Here is a 16,711-nt window from a genome sequence, read left to right on the forward strand (position 1 = left end):
ACCGGGCAGCGTTTCCGGCTGGATGGCGATGCGGCGCCCGGCAATGCGAGCCGCGTTGCCCTGCCGCATCCGGAAGTGATGGCGGCCCTGCGCCCCGGCACCGAGTTGCTGCTGGATGATGGCAAGCTGCGACTGCGCATTGTCGACCATGGCGCCGGCTGGGCCGAGGCCGAGGTGGTGGTGGGCGGCCGGCTTAGTGACCGCAAGGGTGTGAACCTGCCCGGCGCGGTGATCCCGATGAGCCCGCTGACGCCAAAGGATCGCGCCGATCTGACCGTGGCGCTGGAGATGGGCGTGGATTGGGTGGCGCTGAGTTTTGTGCAGCGGCCGGAAGACCTGGTGGAAGCACGCGGGCTGATCCAGGGCCGCGCAGCTTTGCTGGCCAAGATCGAAAAACCCGCCGCCATCACCTGCCTGCCCGATCTGGTGGCGCTGGCCGATGCGCTGATGGTGGCGCGCGGCGATCTGGGTGTGGAAATGCCGCTGGCCGAAGTGCCGGGCCTGCAAAAGCGTATCGTGCAGTTGTCGCGTGCCGCCGGCAAGCCGGTGGTGGTGGCAACGCAAATGCTGGAAAGCATGGTGAAGGCGCCGGTGCCGACGCGCGCCGAAGTTTCCGATGTTGCCACAGCGGTATATGACGGCGCGGATGCGCTGATGCTGTCGGCCGAAAGCGCTTCCGGCGATTATCCGGTGGAGGCGGTCAGCACCATGGATGCCATCGCGGCCCAGGTGGAGCGCGACCCGCTCTATCGCGGCATCATGGATGCCCAGCATGCCAGCCCGGATGCCACCTCAGCCGATGCGATCACGGCAGCGGCGCGGCAAGTGGCGGAAACCATCAATGCCGCCGCCATTGTCACCTACACCATGTCGGGCTCCACCGCCCTGCGCGCCGCCCGCGAACGGCCCAAGGCGCCAATCCTCTGCCTCACGCCCAGCGTGGCCACAGCGCGCCGGCTGGCGATTGCCTGGGGTGTCAATGCCGTGGTATCGCCCGATGCGGTGGATTTCGGCGATATGGTGCAGCGCGCCGCCACCATGGCGCGGGAGACCGAACTGGCGCGGCCCGGCGATTACCTGGTAATCACCGCCGGCGTGCCCTTCGGCACCCCTGGCAGAACCAATGTGCTGCGAATCGCCAAGGCCTGAGACCAAGAATGACCACGATCCTGCTGCTGCTCGGCTCGAATGTGCTGATGACCTTCGCCTGGTATTGGCACCTGAAATTCCCGGAACAGGTGCTGTGGAAGGTGATTGCCATCAGCTGGGGCATCGCGCTGTTTGAATATATCCTGGCGGTGCCGGCCAATCGCATCGGCTACACCACCGGCGGCTTCACAGCGGCACAGCTCAAGATCACCCAGGAAGTCATCACCCTGGCGGTTTTTGCGCTGTTTTCGATCTTCTATCTGGGCGAGGCAATTCGCTGGAATTACCTCGCCGCCTTTGCCTGCCTAATCGCGGCGGTAGTGTTCATCTTCAAATTCTGATCACGCTGCTTCGGCATTGCTGAGCGCTGCGAAACGGCGCTGGTGATGATCGGCATGGCCAAAGGCGGTGTCGATCTGCATCAGCCGCTTCATGTAATGGCCGACGGTCAGCTCATCCGTCATGCCCATGCCGCCATGCAATTGCACCGCCTGCTGGCCAACCCATTTGCCGGATTTGCCGATCTGCACCTTGGCCGCCGCCGCCGCCTTGGCGCGCTCGGTTGCCGAACGGCTCAGCGCCAGGGTGGCGTAAAGCGCCAGCGAGCGCGACTGCTCAACATGGATCATCATATCGACCATGCGATGTTGCAGCACCTGGAATTCACCAATCGCGCGGCCGAACTGTTTGCGGGTCTTGAGATAGGCAAGCGTGGTTTCATGCAGCACCTGCATGGCGCCCACCGCCTCAGCGGCCAGATAGGCGATGGCCTGGTCCACCACATGCTCCACCACCGGCATGGCGGCTTCGGCATCACCCAGGGCCACGGCCGGCGCGGCTTCAAACACGATATCAGCGGCACGGCGGTTATCCACCGTACGGTAATCCTGGCGGTTGACGCCCTTGGCCTTGTTATCCACCAGGAACAGGCCCAGGCCTTGGGCATCGGTGCGGCCGCCAGCACTGCGCGCCAGCACGATCAGCATGTCGGCGCTTGGCGCGTCCCAAACCACAATCTTCTTGCCTGAAAGCACATAGCCGCTGCCGCCCTTCTCGGCCTTCACGCTCACATCATTGAGCGCGAAGCGGGCGCCATGTTCGGCAAAGGCGAAGCTCAGTTTGGCCTTGCCCTCGCCCAAGCGCGGCAGAATTTCCGCCTGCTGCGCTTCACTGCCAGCCGCCGCGATCAGGCCGCCGCCCAGCACCACACTGGAGAAATACGGCTCGGCCACCATGGCGGCACCGAAACGCTCACCGATCACCATGGTTTCCACTGCACTGCCGCCCAGGCCGCCATGCGCTTCCGGCAAGGCCACGCCGAGCCAGCCCATTTCGGCGAAATGCGCCCAATTGGCGTCTGAATAGCCCTGCTCGGTCTTCACCAGCTTGCGCCAATGATCGAAGGAATATTCCTTGCGCAGCCAGCCTTCCAGGCTGTCGGCCAGCAGCTTCTGTTCGTCGTTGAGCTGAAAATCCATTGCCTATTTTCCTTCGCTCAGAGCCCCAACACCATCTTGGCGATGATGTTGCGCTGGATTTCATTGGAGCCGCCATAAATCGTGGTGGCGCGGTAGTAGAGATAACTTTCCATGCGGCCCTCGGCATAATCCGGGCCGACCGGTGGCTGATTGGAGCCATCCGGGAGGTGCTCGTAGGGCGAGGCATAATATCCCAGCGCCTCGCAGGCCAGTTCGGTCAGCGTCTGCTGGATTTCCGAGCCGCGAATTTTCAGCATGCTGGCTTCCGGCCCCAAGCCCTTGCCGGCGCTTTCCGCGGCCAGCACGCGCAGATTGGTATATTCCAGCGCCAGCAATTCGATCTCCACCGCTGCCAGCTTGGCCTGGAAATCCGGCTCGTCGATCAGCGCCCCGCCCAGGCTGGCCGCCTCGGCACGGGCAATCTGTTTCAGCCGGCGCAGGCGCTGTTTCGAGGTTGCCACTTCGGCAATCGTGGTGCGTTCATTACCCAGCAGGAATTTGGCATAGGTCCAGCCCTTGCCTTCCTTGCCGATCAGGTTGCGCTTCGGCACTCGCACATTGTCGAGGAATACTTCGTTGACGCCATGGCCTTCATCAATCGAGATGATCGGCCGCACTGTTATGCCGGGGGATTTCATGTCGATCAGCAGGAAGGAAATGCCTTCCTGCGGCTTGGCCGTGGGATCAGTGCGCACCAGGCAGAACATCATGTCGGCGAAATGCGCTTGTGTGGTCCAGATCTTGTGGCCATTGACGATGTAATCGTCGCCATCACTTTCCGCCTTGCTGCGCAGCGAAGCCAGATCAGACCCCGAACCCGGCTCGGAATAGCCCTGGCACCACCAGTCTTCCATGCTCAGGATGCGCGGCAGGTAATACGCCTTCTGCTCCGGCGTGCCGAAAGTGTAGATCACCGGGCCAACCATGGCGATGCCGAACGGCACCAGCGGCGGCGCATCGGCAGCGGCGGTTTCCTCGTCGAAGATATGGCGCTGCACCGGGGTCCAGCCCGGGCCGCCATATTGTTCCGGCCAGTTCGGCGCGCCCCAGCCGCGCTTGTGCAGCGCGCGGTGCCATAACACATAATCTTCCTTGGCCAGATGCACGGCCCGCCGATTACGCGCCGCCAAGTCTGGCGGCAGGTTGTCACGGATAAAGGCCCGCACCTCGTCGCGGAATGCCAGCTCTTCCGGCGTCAGATCCAGATTCATGGCGTTTGCTCCCTGCTCTTGCGAAAAGGTTAGTAAGCTGGCGGCAGGGTGACAAGGCCCGGGCCGCTCGGTGACGTTGCGGAAAGCCCCCGGCTTGGCGTAAACAGGATCAGAACAATGAAAAAAACATGAGCCTCCGATGACCTTCGATCCCGGCCTCCAGGGCTGGAAACTGCACCGCACCGCCGATAATCCCGGCTTTACCGGCCTGATCGGCCCGCTCTGGGCGCGGCAAGCGCCCGATGGCCTGTGGCAATATGCCTTTCAGGCCCAGCCGCAGCATCTGAATGCCATCGGCATTGTGCATGGCGGCATGCTGATGAGCTTTGCCGATCATGCCCTGGGCATGATGGTGTGGCATGCGGTGGCGCGCCGCGCCTGCGCCACGGTGAGCCTGAACAACCAGTTCGTCGCCCCGGCCCGCACCGGCGACTGGGTGGAAGCGGCGGGCCGCATCGTGCGGCAGACCCGCTCGCTGGTCTTCATCCAGGGCAGTGTCAGCGTTGGCGGCGCCGAAGTGCTGATCTGCGACGGAATCTGGAAAATCCTCGGCGAAAAGTGAGCCGGCGTCAGTAACGCCGGCGCTGCACTAGTTGCTTGTGCGGCATGAGATTCTCAAATTTCGCCGGGCGCTTTTCCTGATTGGCGCGCATCTGCTCCATCAGATCGTTGGTCAGGAACATGCCAGCCTGCCACACCTGCATGTAGTTCAGCGCATCGGCCACGCTGTGGTCGCGGGTATAGTTCAGCATTTCCTTGGTGCCATGGATCGCCAGCGGCGACTTGCCGGCGATGCTGTGGGCAATCGCCATCACCTCTTCCAGCATCAGGCCGTGATTGGCGAAACTGGCATTGACCAGGCCACTGCTCTTGGCCTCGGCAGCCATGAAGCGCCGCCCGGTATAGGCCAGTTCACGCACCAGGCCGGAAGGCATCAGATGCGGCAGGCGCTGCAAGGTGCCCACATCGGCGGTCATGCCGATATTGATTTCCTGGATGCAGAACCAGGCATCATCGGTGCAATAGCGCATGTCGCAGGCCGAAATCAGGTCAACACCGCCGCCGACGCAGCCGCCCTGCACTGCCGCCAGCACCGGCACGCGGCAGCGCTCGATCACAGTGAAACTCTCCTGCATCTCGGCCACGGTGCGGCGGAACTGCTCGCTGATGCGGCCGCGGTCGCCCTTCACCATGTCGCCGGCCAGACCGGCAAAGGCAGAGAGATCAAGGCCGCCGGTGAAATGTTTGCCGGTGGAGGAAATCACCACCACACGCACTTCAGGCCGCTGGTCGATCTCGGTGAATACATCCACCATCTCCTGCCAGAAGGGCAGCACCATGGCATTGGCCTTGTCGGGCCGGTTGAACACGATATGCGCCACATGATCCGTAACGCTGAAATCGAAAGTGCTGTAGGTCATGCTTCCCTCCCGTTGACGCTACGGAATGTCTAGTCAGGCCGCTCAAGCGTCTTTACACTTGCCGCTAAATAAGGAGGAAACATGACAATTGTCTACGATCAATTGCTGGCACTCGACCTGCCGGAACGGGAAGCCAGCTACACCACGCGCGATTCGATGCTCTACGCCCTCAGCGTCGGCATGGCCGCCGACCCGATGGATGAAAACGATCTGCCCTTCGTGGTGGAAAATGGCGCTTATGAAGGCCGTCTGAAGGCATTGCCGAGCCAGGCCACCGTTCTGTGCTGGGATGACAGCTGGGGTTTCAAATCCGGCATCAACATGGTGATGGTGGTGCATGGCGAACAGCGTATCACCATGCACAAGCCGCTGGCACCGGAAGGCCGGATCCTGTCAAAAACCCGGATCAAGGAAGCCTGGGACAAGGGCGCCGGCAAGGGTGCCGTGGTGCTGGTGGAAACCACGATCCGCGATGCCGCCAGCGGCGAGGCGCTGATCACCCTGCTATCGACCGTGTTTGCGCGTGGCGATGGCGGATTTGGTGCGCCGGCCAACCAAGCCCCGCCGCCCAAACCGCATGCTATTCCGGATCGCGCCCCGGACCTGACGATTTCTGCCCGCACGCAGCCGAATCAGGCGCTGTTCTATCGCCTCTGCGGCGACCGCAATCCGCTGCATGCCGATCCAAGCTTTGCCAAGGCGGCCGGCTTTCCGCGCCCGATCCTGCATGGCCTATGCACTTATGGCCATGCCATCCGCGCTGTGGTGAAAGGCGCCTGTGACCACAATCCGGCCCGCGTGGCGCATATGGAAGCGCGCTTCACGGCACCGGTTTTCCCAGGCGAAACCATCGCCACGGATATCTGGCGCGACGGCAACATCGTGTCATTCCGCGCCCGGCTGGAAGAGCGCGGCCTGGTGGCACTGGATCACGGCAAGGTGGAATTGCTCTAGGCAGCCACTCAAGCCAGCAGGAAATGTGCGTGCGCCGTGGCCACCGGCTTGGCCGGATCGTCCTGCCAGGCCTCGGCGCGCACATTGGCCACGCGGCGGCCATGTTTGGTGATAATGGCGCGGGCAAAGGTTTCCACCGGCCGCGCCGAACGCAGGTAATCCACGCTGAGATCAATGATCTTCGGGATCGTGTCGGTTTCGGCCGCCCAGATCAACTGGATGATCGCCGCCGATTCCAGCAGTGCCCCCACCACGCCGCCATGCAGCGCCGGCAGCCGGGCATTGCCGATCAGCTTGGGATCGCCGCGCAGCACACAGAGCGGCCCCTCGGCCTCGGCACGCACCGACAGGCCGAGGAAGCGCATATACGGCACCGCTTGCACGAAACGGTCAAAATCGCCGCTCTGGCGCGCAGCACGCACAAAGGCCTGCAATTCGGCATTCATTGCGCTGCCTCCTGGCGCCCGCTCGGCACCGGCGGCTTGTCGGACGAGCCGAGCATGAAGGTGGCAACACAGGATGCCACCAGATCGTCAGGCGCCTCCGGGTGATAAGCGCGGGCGCGCACGAAGGCGATGGTGCGCGTCAGCTTGTAGCAATGCGCGGCGGCATACAATTCGGCATTGGCGCGAGCCGGCTTGAGATAATCGATCCGCAGGTCCAGCGTGGCGATGGCCTGCAATTTTTTCGTGCCGGCAAACACCGCCATGCCACACACGGTGTCAATCAGCGAGGTGACGGCGCCGCCATGCAGGATGCCGGTGGTGGGGTCGCCCACCAGATCGGGATTATACGGCAGCGCCAGAATGGTATCCTCGGCGCTTACCTTGATGACGCGGATGCCGAGCGCGCCGCAATGCGGGATGCCCTGGCGCACATAACTTTCGATGATCGCCGGATCAATGCCGGATGGATCGATTTCGCTCATGCCACCATCACTCATGCCTGATTGCGCCCATGATAGTTGCGATACCATTCGACAAAGCGCGGCACGCCCACATCAATCGGTGTGGTCGGCTGAAAGCCAAGATCGTTGCGGATCGCCTCGATATCAGCATAGGTCGATTTCACGTCGCCGGGCTGCAAGGGCAGCAGGCGCTTTTCCGCCTTGCGACCCAGCGCCTGTTCCAGCACCTCGATCAGCCGCAGCAATTCTTCCGGCTTATTATTGCCTATATTGTACACCTTGTAAGGCCGGCCATGCTCATTGGGCGGCGCCGGGTTGTCCAGGCAGGCGATGATGCCGCGCACGATATCGTCGATATAGGTGAAATCGCGCTGCATGTCGCCGTGATTGAACACGTCGATCGGCTTGCCTTCCAGGATCGCCTTGGTGAACAGATACATCGCCATGTCAGGCCGGCCCCAGGGGCCGTAGACGGTGAAGAAGCGCAGGCCGGTCTGCGGAATCTGGAACAGATGCGCATAGGCATGGCTGATCAGTTCATCGGCCTTTTTGGTGGCGGCATAGAGCGACACCGGCTGGTCGACCCGATCCTCAACCGCAAAAGGCAATTTGGTGTTGCCGCCATAAACCGAGGAAGACGAGGCATAGACCAGATGCTTCAGCTTCGGCCAGTTGCGGCATAACTCCAGAATGGTGGTGTGGCCCATCAGGTTGGCACGGATATAGGCGAAAGGGTTGATCAGCGAATAGCGCACCCCGGCCTGGGCGGCGAGATGCACCACATGCGTCACCGGCTCATGCGCCAGCGCCGCCTGCATCGCCTCATGGTCGGCAATATCCAATTTGAGGAAGCGGAAGCCCTGGCGGCCCTCGAGTCGGGCCAGCCGGGCCTGCTTCAAGGATGGGTCGTAATAGTCGTTCAGATTATCAACACCGATCACCTCTTCGCCACGCCCCAGCAGCAGCTCGGCGACATGGTATCCGATGAAACCGGCAGCGCCGGTAAGCAAAACGGTCATCGATCTATCCTTGCTGCGCGGTTTTCCGCCTAAGAATCGGACAAACGGAAAACTGGGGCGCGTAGTTGACTATGCTGGGCTATCTACCAGAATCATACACAAGAGCAAACCAACCCTCCCGGCCAATAATAATACTACCGCCGGATAGCAAAGCTGGTTTATAATTAGGTCAGTATTGCTTACCTATCTGCCAAACCCCAGGCAAGAGCAATGCTGGTATCAGGAGGAAATGGGATGCTGACGAATGTCACGCTCGACGACAAATACACCCTGGAAAAGGGGCGGGTATTTCTGACCGGCACTCAGGCGCTGGTGCGCCTGCCGATGCTACAGCGCAAGCGCGACCTTCTCGCCGGCCTGAATACCGGCGGTTTCATTTCCGGCTATCGCGGCTCGCCGCTCGGGCTGTTCGACCAGCAGCTCTGGAAAGCCCGCAAATTTCTCAAAGACAATCATATCCATTTCCAGCCCGGCCTGAATGAAGACATGGCCGCCACCTCGGTTTGGGGCAGTCAGCAGGTCGGCATGTTCCCGGGCGCCAATTACGATGGCGTGTTTGGCATCTGGTATGGCAAGGGGCCTGGCGTGGACCGCGCCATGGACGTGTTCAAACATGCCAATTCAGCCGGCACCTCGCCCAATGGCGGCGTGCTGGCTTTGTGTGGCGACGATCATGGTGCCGCCTCCTCCACGCTGGCGCATCAGTCCGAGCACATGATGATGGCGGCGATGATGCCGATGCTGAATCCCGCCAGCGTGCAGGAATTCCTCGATTACGGCCTGCTGGGCTGGGCGATGTCGCGTTATGCCGGCATCTGGGTCGGCTTCAAATGCCAGACCGAGACGGTGGAAAGCTCGGCCAGCGTCTCGATTGATCCGGAACGGCTGGTGATCCAGATGCCGACGGATTTCCAGATGCCGATGGGCGGGCTGAATATCCGCTGGCCGGATGCCGTGCTGGACCAGGAATTGCGGCTGCAACAGCACAAGGTTTATGCCGCGCTGTCTTTTGCCCGCGCCAACCAGATCGACCGCGTGGTGATCGACAGTCCGCGCGCCCGGCTTGGCATCATCACCACCGGCAAATCCTATCTCGATGTGCGCCAGGCACTGGACGAATTGGGCATCGACGACAAGCTGGCCGCCGAGATCGGCATCCGGCTGTACAAGGTCGGCATGGTATGGCCGCTGGAGCGCGAAGGCGCGCGGCATTTCGCCGAGGGGCTGGAAGAGGTTCTGGTCGTCGAAGAAAAGCGCGCCATGATCGAGAACCAGCTCAAGGAGCAGCTTTATAACTGGCGCGAGGATGTGCGCCCGCGCGTGATCGGCAAGTTTGACGAAAATCACGACTGGATTCTGCCCTCGGCCGGCGAGATCAGCCCCGGCATGGTGGCGAAGGCGCTCTACAGCCGCATCAAACGCTTCTACACCAATGCGCAGATGGAAGAACGCATCGCCTTCATTGATCGCAAGGCGCGCGAGAAGGCTTTGTCGAAAGTGACGACACAGCGCACGCCGTATTTCTGCTCGGGCTGCCCGCATAACACCTCCACCCGCGTGCCGGAAGGCAGCCGTGCCGCCGCCGGCATCGGCTGCCATTTCATGGCCTTGTGGATGAACCGCGAAACCGCCACCTTCACCCAGATGGGCGGCGAAGGCGTGCCGTGGATCGGCCAGGCGCCGTTCACCAGCGAAAACCATATCTTCGCCAATCTGGGCGACGGCACCTATTTCCATTCCGGCCTGCTGGCGGTGCGCCAATCCATCGCCGCCAAGGTGAACATCACCTACAAGATTCTCTACAACGACGCCGTGGCGATGACCGGCGGCCAGCAGCATGACGGCGAGTTGAACCCGGCCTCGATCACGCAGCAGGTTTATGGCGAGGGCGCCAAGAAGATTGTGGTGGTGACCGACGACCCCGAAAAGTATCCGGTGGATACGCCCTGGGCGCCTGGCGTCACCATCCGGCATCGCGACGAACTGGATGCGGTGCAGAAGGAATTGCGCGAGATACCGGGCTGCACCGTGCTGGTTTATGACCAGACCTGCGCCGCCGAGAAGCGCCGCCGCCGCAAGCGCGGCACCTTCCCCGATCCGCAGAAGCGCGCCTTCATCAATGATGCGGTCTGCGAGGGCTGTGGTGATTGTTCGGTGAAATCCAATTGCGTGTCGGTGGAGCCTCTGGAAACCGAACTGGGCCGCAAGCGCAAGATTAACCAATCGGCCTGCAACAAGGATTTCTCCTGCGTCAACGGCTTCTGCCCGTCCTTCGTCACCGTGCATGGCGGCCGCGTCAAGCGCGCCAAGGTGCAGGCCGGCAAGAGCGGCCCGAGCGAAGCCGATATCGCTGCCATGATCGAGCGCCTGCCAACGCCGGAAGTGCCCGGCCTGGCCGAGCCCTATAACATCCTGATCACCGGCATCGGCGGCACCGGCGTTGTCACCATCGGGCAGATTCTGGGCATGGCCGCACATCTGGAAGGGTATGGCACCAGCGTGCTGGATTTCACCGGCCTGGCGCAGAAAAACGGCGCCGTGCTGAGCCATGTGCGCATTGCCGCTGCGCCGGAGCAGATTCACGCTGTGCGGGTTGCCGCCGGCGGCGCCAATCTGGTGCTGGGCTGCGACATGGTGGTGGCAGCGAGCAGCGACGCACTCGACAAGATGTATAGCGGCATCACCCGGGCGGTGATCAACAGCCACCGCACCCCCACCGCCGCCTTCACCCTCAACCCGAACAGCCAGTTCGACGAAAACGGCATGACGCAGGCGATCCGCAAGGGTGCCGGCGACAATTTGACCGAATTCCTGGAAGGCACCCGGGTTGCCACCGCGCTGATGGGCGATGCCATCGCCACCAACATGTTCATGCTGGGTTATGCTGTGCAGCGCGGCCTGATCCCGGTGCGGCTGGATGCCCTGCTGCGTGCCATCGAACTGAACGGCGCCGCAGTGGAAAGCAATGTGCGGGCACTGAACTGGGGTCGGCTCTATGCCCAGGATCCCAAGACGGTGGAAGCCATTGCGCGCCCGGCAATTCCGTCGGCCGAATTCCAGGTTTTCGCCACCAGCCTGGAAGATATCGTCGCCAAGCGCTACGACCTGCTGGTGGCCTATCAGGACAAGGCCTATGCCGAGCGTTACAAGACCCTGGTGGAGAATGTGCGCCAGGCTGAGGCGGCACGCGCCAAGGGTTTTACCGGCCTAGCCGAAGCGGTGGCGCGCTATGCCTACAAGCTGATGGCCTACAAGGATGAATATGAAGTGGCGCGGCTTTATACCGATGGCGACTTCAAGGCCAAGCTGAATGCGCAATTCGAGGGTGACTTCACCCTGGAATTCCATCTGGCGCCGCCGTTGCTGGCCAAGCCGGACTTGCAGACCGGGCTGCCGAAAAAGATGCAGTTCGGCCCCTGGATGCTGAAAGCGTTTGGCCTGCTGGCCAAGTTCAAGCATCTGCGTGGCAGCAAGCTGGATATCTTCGGCTATACCGAGGAACGCAAGATGGAACGCCAGCTGATCAGCGACTACATGGCGATGGTGGGCGAGCTTTGCACCAAGCTGACACCGGCCAATCATCGCACCGCCGTGGCGCTGGCTTCGATCCCCGAAGACATCCGTGGCTACGGCCATATCAAGCTGAAGCATCTCAAGGCAGCCAAGGACAAGGAAGCAGCCCTGCTGGCCGAATTCCGCAATCCGGCCCCGGTGGCTTCCGCCGCCGAATAGGTAACAGGCGCAACCATTCCACGCGCAAAGAAAAAGCCGGTCAGGGAATAAGTCCCTGACCGGCTTTAATTTCTTGGGGCGAGAGACGGGACTTGAACCCGCGACCCCCAGAGCCACAATCTGGTGCTCTAACCACCTGAGCTACTCCCGCCGCAACGGGGGTTGTTTAAACTTTGCGCCGCTCCGGGTCAAGGCCGGCGACAAAGGTTCGGCGTGGATTACCTAAGCCATTGTTCTATCAACACGAGTGAGTTGAATATCTTGCTCTTGGCGAGCGAAATCGCCAAAATCAGGCCATGACGGAATTCTGGCTCATACTCGCTGCCCTGGTAATCGGTATCCCCGGGGCCCTGTTCATCGTCTTGCAGGTCAATGCTGCGCATCGCAAGCAGGTGCTGGCTTATGAGTGGAGTTCGGCCGAAGTGATTCGCCGTGGCCAGCGCCTGGATCAGCTTGAGAAGCTGACCAAGGATGCGCAGAAGAAGATCAACGAGCTGACCAAGGAAAATACCGAACTGCGCGTGGAAGTGGCGAAACTTGAGCGCATGGCCGCCGAGGCATTGCAGGCACCAACCGAGAGCGACAAGATTTTTCAGATTGGCATCTTCAATCAGGAAGTGCGCCGCGCCCATATGATGGGCCAGAAGCACCGCACGCTTGACGACAAATGGGCCGATATCAATTACGAGGAATTTTTCGCCCCGAACGAGGAAGCGGCACGCAAAAAAGCGATTCGCAAATATCCGCCGGAGCGGAGCTTTGTGATCGAAAATATCACCCAGAAACGCTGAATCAGGCCGCCAAGCCGAGATTGCGGGTGGCCAGCACCCGCAGATCAAGCGCCGTCTGACCGTCGATCTCGCCCAACGGCGCCAGGCTCCAGGTCCATTCCCGCTCCGCCACCGGCGGGGTGACGTCAAATAACGCACTTTCCGCCACCACCGCCTCGCCGGCCCGATTGCGGAAAATGCGCCGATGATCGCTCACCAGCCCAACCGGGCAGGCCAGGCCGCGCAGCCCAGCCAGATGCGCGTTCACGATACGGCGCCCATAATCCTGCCTTGTGCCATGATCCACACCGTGGCGCTCCAGCCAGGCCAGCGGCAGCAATGGCAATTGCGATAGCAGGTTGAGTGACAGAACCAGACTTGGCGCAGCGGCATCCAGGCCGGCAAGCACGTTGGCTGCGGGCAAAGGCAGGTTTTCCGGCGCCTGCCAGCGGCTGAGCGGCGCAACGATGCCGGTGGCATCAAACAGGCGCATTTCAACATTGCCATAGCGCCGCAGCCGCCGCGCCATGCCGGGCAGGAAAGCGATATCGGCCAGGATCACCCGATCAAAGCTGCGGCAGAGATCGTCGAGCGGCAGATCATCCAGCAGCCCTGCGCCCAACACCCAGGCATTACCGCCCTTTTGCGGCAGGTCGCGCAGCAGGCCTGCAACATAATCGCGCGTGGCGGCATGGTGCGGCGCCCAGGCGCGGGCGCAGCGGCGTGAGCGCGACCACAGGCTGACCGCGCCGCGGCCATAGCCAAGCCGCCGCGCCGGCGCCGCGCAGCGCACCAGTGCATTCAGCACCAGCTCGGCCAGCATGGTGTTATTCCGCCGCCGCAGCCTTGGGGAAACGCCGGTTGGCCTGCTCACGGGTGTAATAGCCGCGCAGGATGTCGCGCTCGATCAGCGCCGCATCGCGCTCGGCCGGATTGCCATAGCCGCCGCCGCCCGGTGTGGAAACCCGCACCCGATCGCCGGCCTTGATGGCGATATCCTGGTCCTTGGACAGATGCGGCGGCACATATTGGCCGCTGCCGGCGCGCTCAATCGCCACCGTATTGAGGCCACCATCCTCACCGCCCAGCACACCGCGCGGCCCGGTGCGGCCATGATCCATCACCATGCTGGCACGCGCCTCGCCGCGCCTGAGCCGGATGGTGTAATTCACGCCGAAGCCACCGCGATACTTGCCGGCACCGCCCGAGCCTTCATGCAGCGAATATTCCTCGAACAGCACCGGATAATACTGCTCCATCACCTCGATCGGCGTGGTTTTGGAAATGCCGATGGTGGAGCAGCCATTGGTCAGGCCATCGCCGGCAAACCAGCCGCCATAGCCGCCGCCGGAGATGACATACATCACATAGGCGCGGTTACGCTCCGGATCGAAGCCGCCCAGTGCCAGATTGCCGGAGGTGCCGGCCGGCGCGGCAAACAGCCGATCCGGCATGGCCTGCACCAGCGCATTGAACACCGCCTCGGCAATACGCTGGCTCACTTCCGCCGCGCAGCCGGAAACCGGACGCGGATATTTGGCATAGAGAAAGGTGCCTTCGGGATCAGTGATCTTGAGCGGCTCGAAGGTGCCGGCATTGATCGGCACATCGGGGAAGATGTGCTTCACCGCCAGGTAGATCGAGGATTTGGTGGTGGCCAGCACCGAATTCATCGGCCCCTGGCAGGGCGGGCTGGAGCCGCTCATGTCAAAATGCAGTTCATCGCCGCTTTTGGTGACACACATGGCGATATGCAGCGGCTCATCCACCACGCCATCGGAGTCAACCACGGCCGAGCCACGATAGACGCCATCGGGAATGGCGCGGATGCGGGCGCGCATCTGTTGCGCCGCACGGGCCTTCAACTCGGCGATGGCAGCTTCCACCACATCGGCGCCATAACGATCCAGCAGGGCCGTCAGCCGCTTCTCGCCGATGCTGAGTGCTGCTGCCTGCGCCTTGATATCGCCGATGCGCTGATCAGCGATGCGGATATTGCTGAGGATGATGGAAAGGATTTCCTCATCCAGCACACCCTGCTTGTAGAGCTTCACCGGCGGCAGCCGTAAGCCTTCCTGCTCCACTTCCGTGGCATTGGCCGAAAAGCCCCCCGGCACCATGCCGCCGGTATCCGGCCAATGGCCGGTATTGGCCAGCCAGGAAAACAGTTTGCCCTGATAGAAGAACGGCTTGACGAATTTCACATCCATCAGATGCGTGCCGCCCATATAGGGATCGTTCACAATATAGATGTCGCCCGGTTTCGGATTGCGGGCGCGTTCGATCACCGCCTGGGTGGAAAACTGCATGGTGCCGACAAAAACCGGCAAGCCAAGATCGCCCTGGGCAATCAATTCGCCGGTATCGCGGTGGTAGATGCCATCCGAACGGTCCAGCGCCTCCGAGATCACCGGCGAAAAGGCAGCGCGGCAAAAGGCCAGGTCCATCTCGTTGCAGACCTGCTGCAAACCATTCTGGATCACCACCAGGGTTACGGGATCGAGCTTGCTCATGGCGTCACCGTCACAATCAGGTTGCCGAGGGAATCGACTTGCACATGGTTGCCGGGATCGATCACCGTGGTGGTATCAAGCTGCTCGCAGATAGCCGGGCCGCTGAAACCGGCACTGCGCGGCAGCCTTTCGCGATCATAGACCGGCGTATCCTGCCAGCCGCCGGTTTCATACCAGACCCGGCGATGGCCTTTCATGGCGCCGGCCACATCGGCGGCGGGCGCTGCTGCCAGCAGGCGGTCGAGTGTCAATTGCGGCCGGCGGCCGATCACGGCGGTGTGCAGATTGACAAGCTGGGCGCGAATTTCCGGCAATTCGACCTCAAAACGCTGCCAATAAGCCGCTTCAAACGCCGCCTGCAATTCGGCCGGCGTAATATCGATGCTTGGCACCGCCACGGTAAGCAGATGACTCTGGCCCTGGAACTGCATGTCGGCGGAATGCAGCACCTGGATTGCCTCCACCGCCACGCCATCGCGCTCGATGGTGGCGCGGCCTTCGGCGATCTGCGCCTCCAGCACCTCACGCACCAGGCCTGCCGCCAGGCTGGCCACCGGCTTGTTCACCGTGCGCACATAATCATGGCGCAGATCGGCCACCACACAGCCCAGCGCATTGGTGATGCCGGGCCGCGCCGGGATCAGCAATTTGGGGATGCCCAATTCACGCGCCAAGGCAGCGGCATGCAGCGGCCCGGCACCGCCAAAGGCAAACAGCGCAAAATCGCGCGGATCGTGGCCCCGGCTGAGGCTGACCATGCGGATCGCATTGGCCATCTTGTCGTTGGCAATGCGCAACACGGCTGCCGCCGCGCCCTCTGCATCCAGGCCAAGCGGCTGGCCCAGCGCGGCCATGGCGGCGCGCACATCATCCAGCGACACCTTGTTATCCACCGACAACAGACCATCAGGATTGAGCCGGCCGAGCACCAGATTGGCATCGGTGATTGTCGGCCGCGTGCCGCCACGGCCATAGCAGATCGGGCCCGGCCGGGCGCCGGCGCTTTCCGGGCCAACCTGCAACATGCCGGCTTCATTGATGAAAGCTATCGAGCCGCCGCCGGCGCCGATGGTATGCACATCCACCATCGGCACATGGATCGGCAGCGCATATTCCAGTTCCAGTTCCGACGAAACCTGCGGCACACCATCCTGGATCAGACCAACATCCGACGAGGTGCCGCCCATATCATAGGTGATGACATTGGGCAGGCCGGCGGCACGTGCCGTGTAGGCCGCCGCCATCACGCCGGAAGCCGGGCCGGACATCACGGTATTCACTGCCGCCTCGGCCACAATGCCGGCAGCGATGGTGCCGCCATTACCCTGCATCACCAGCAAATCGCGGCCAAAGCCGCGCCGCTTCAATTCCCCATCCAGCCGTTCGATATAACGATGCAGCACTGGCTGCACGCTGGCATTGACGCAGGCCGTGGTGCCGCGTTCGTATTCCCGGTATTCGGAGAGCAATTCATGCCCGGCGGTGATATAGCGGTTGGGCCAGATTTCGGCGGCGATTTCCAGCGCGCGCTTTTCATGGCTCTGGTTGATGTAGCTG

General features: G+C 62.1%; 15 protein-coding genes and 1 tRNA gene. 6 read left to right on the forward strand and 10 right to left on the reverse strand.

Annotation, left to right across the window (positions count from 1 at the left end; translation table 11 throughout):
• Both pyk and KBB36_RS18265 read left to right on the forward strand, forming a co-directional pair.
• Positions 1-1,149: pyruvate kinase (gene pyk, locus KBB36_RS18260; protein ID WP_290984349.1), on the forward strand; the 1,149-nt coding region annotated here is incomplete at its 5' end.
• A gap of 8 nt (positions 1,150-1,157) precedes the next feature.
• The gene (locus tag KBB36_RS18265; RefSeq protein ID WP_290984352.1) at positions 1,158-1,490 is read left to right on the forward strand and encodes a DMT family protein; all 333 of its coding nucleotides are present in this window, start codon (positions 1,158-1,160) and stop codon (positions 1,488-1,490) included.
• On the opposite strand, the gene KBB36_RS18270 is transcribed toward KBB36_RS18265, so the two are convergent.
• Both KBB36_RS18270 and KBB36_RS18275 read right to left on the reverse strand, forming a co-directional pair.
• On the reverse strand, positions 1,491-2,627 hold the full coding sequence (locus tag KBB36_RS18270; RefSeq protein WP_290984356.1) for an acyl-CoA dehydrogenase family protein: 1,137 nt from the start codon (positions 2,625-2,627) through the stop codon (positions 1,491-1,493).
• A 17-nt stretch (positions 2,628-2,644) separates the two neighbouring features.
• On the reverse strand, positions 2,645-3,838 hold the full coding sequence (locus KBB36_RS18275; protein WP_290984359.1) for an acyl-CoA dehydrogenase family protein: 1,194 nt from the start codon (positions 3,836-3,838) through the stop codon (positions 2,645-2,647).
• A gap of 139 nt (positions 3,839-3,977) precedes the next feature.
• On the opposite strand from KBB36_RS18275, the gene KBB36_RS18280 reads away from it, so the two are divergent.
• Positions 3,978-4,400: a PaaI family thioesterase gene (locus tag KBB36_RS18280; RefSeq protein WP_290984362.1), complete on the forward strand. Its 423-nt coding sequence runs from the start codon at positions 3,978-3,980 to the stop codon at positions 4,398-4,400.
• A 7-nt stretch (positions 4,401-4,407) separates the two neighbouring features.
• Here the strand turns inward: KBB36_RS18280 and KBB36_RS18285 are convergent, their stop codons facing one another.
• Positions 4,408-5,259, reverse strand: a complete 852-nt coding sequence (locus KBB36_RS18285; RefSeq protein WP_290984365.1) for a crotonase/enoyl-CoA hydratase family protein — start codon at positions 5,257-5,259, stop codon at positions 4,408-4,410.
• An 81-nt stretch (positions 5,260-5,340) separates the two neighbouring features.
• Here KBB36_RS18285 and KBB36_RS18290 point away from each other — a divergent pair, with 81 nt between their 5' ends.
• Positions 5,341-6,213 (forward strand): MaoC/PaaZ C-terminal domain-containing protein, encoded by an 873-nt coding sequence (locus KBB36_RS18290; RefSeq protein ID WP_290984368.1) that lies wholly within the window; start codon positions 5,341-5,343, stop codon positions 6,211-6,213.
• Positions 6,214-6,221: 8 nt separating this feature from the next.
• Here the strand turns inward: KBB36_RS18290 and KBB36_RS18295 are convergent, their stop codons facing one another.
• Genes KBB36_RS18295 through KBB36_RS18305 form a run of 3 tightly spaced genes read right to left on the reverse strand, consistent with a single transcriptional unit; the run spans position 6,222 to position 8,139 of the window.
• Positions 6,222-6,659 (reverse strand): PaaI family thioesterase, encoded by a 438-nt coding sequence (locus KBB36_RS18295; protein ID WP_290984371.1) that lies wholly within the window; start codon positions 6,657-6,659, stop codon positions 6,222-6,224.
• Positions 6,656-7,141 (reverse strand): PaaI family thioesterase, encoded by a 486-nt coding sequence (locus KBB36_RS18300; protein WP_290984374.1) that lies wholly within the window; start codon positions 7,139-7,141, stop codon positions 6,656-6,658. Before KBB36_RS18300 ends, KBB36_RS18295 begins: the two co-directional genes overlap by 4 nt.
• Positions 7,142-7,152: 11 nt before the next feature.
• Complete coding sequence (locus KBB36_RS18305) at positions 7,153-8,139, reverse strand: NAD-dependent epimerase (protein ID WP_290984377.1); 987 nt, start codon at positions 8,137-8,139, stop codon at positions 7,153-7,155.
• A 234-nt stretch (positions 8,140-8,373) separates the two neighbouring features.
• Between KBB36_RS18305 and KBB36_RS18310 the strand changes: the two genes are divergently transcribed.
• Positions 8,374-11,871: an indolepyruvate ferredoxin oxidoreductase family protein gene (locus tag KBB36_RS18310; protein WP_290984380.1), complete on the forward strand. Its 3,498-nt coding sequence runs from the start codon at positions 8,374-8,376 to the stop codon at positions 11,869-11,871.
• A 74-nt stretch (positions 11,872-11,945) separates the two neighbouring features.
• Here KBB36_RS18310 and KBB36_RS18315 read toward each other — a convergent pair.
• A tRNA-His gene (locus tag KBB36_RS18315) sits at positions 11,946-12,022 on the reverse strand.
• A gap of 145 nt (positions 12,023-12,167) precedes the next feature.
• On the opposite strand from KBB36_RS18315, the gene KBB36_RS18320 reads away from it, so the two are divergent.
• The gene (locus KBB36_RS18320; protein WP_290984383.1) at positions 12,168-12,662 is read left to right on the forward strand and encodes a hypothetical protein; all 495 of its coding nucleotides are present in this window, start codon (positions 12,168-12,170) and stop codon (positions 12,660-12,662) included.
• A gap of 1 nt (position 12,663) precedes the next feature.
• Here the strand turns inward: KBB36_RS18320 and KBB36_RS18325 are convergent, their stop codons facing one another.
• From KBB36_RS18325 to KBB36_RS18335, 3 genes are all read right to left on the reverse strand, one after another.
• Positions 12,664-13,464 carry a hypothetical protein gene (locus tag KBB36_RS18325; protein WP_290984386.1) on the reverse strand — a complete coding sequence of 267 codons (801 nt, stop codon included), beginning with the start codon at positions 13,462-13,464 and terminating at the stop codon, positions 12,664-12,666.
• A gap of 4 nt (positions 13,465-13,468) precedes the next feature.
• A complete protein-coding gene (locus KBB36_RS18330; protein WP_290984389.1) occupies positions 13,469-15,154 on the reverse strand; it encodes a hydantoinase B/oxoprolinase family protein in 1,686 nt (561 codons plus the stop codon).
• Positions 15,151-16,711 (reverse strand): hydantoinase/oxoprolinase family protein (locus tag KBB36_RS18335; protein ID WP_290984392.1); only part of this gene is annotated, 1,561 nt, incomplete at its 5' end. The genes KBB36_RS18335 and KBB36_RS18330, both read right to left, overlap by 4 nt.

The sequence above is a fragment of the Ferrovibrio sp. genome (assembly GCF_017994015.1).
Classification (GTDB): Bacteria; Pseudomonadota; Alphaproteobacteria; order Ferrovibrionales; family Ferrovibrionaceae; genus Ferrovibrio.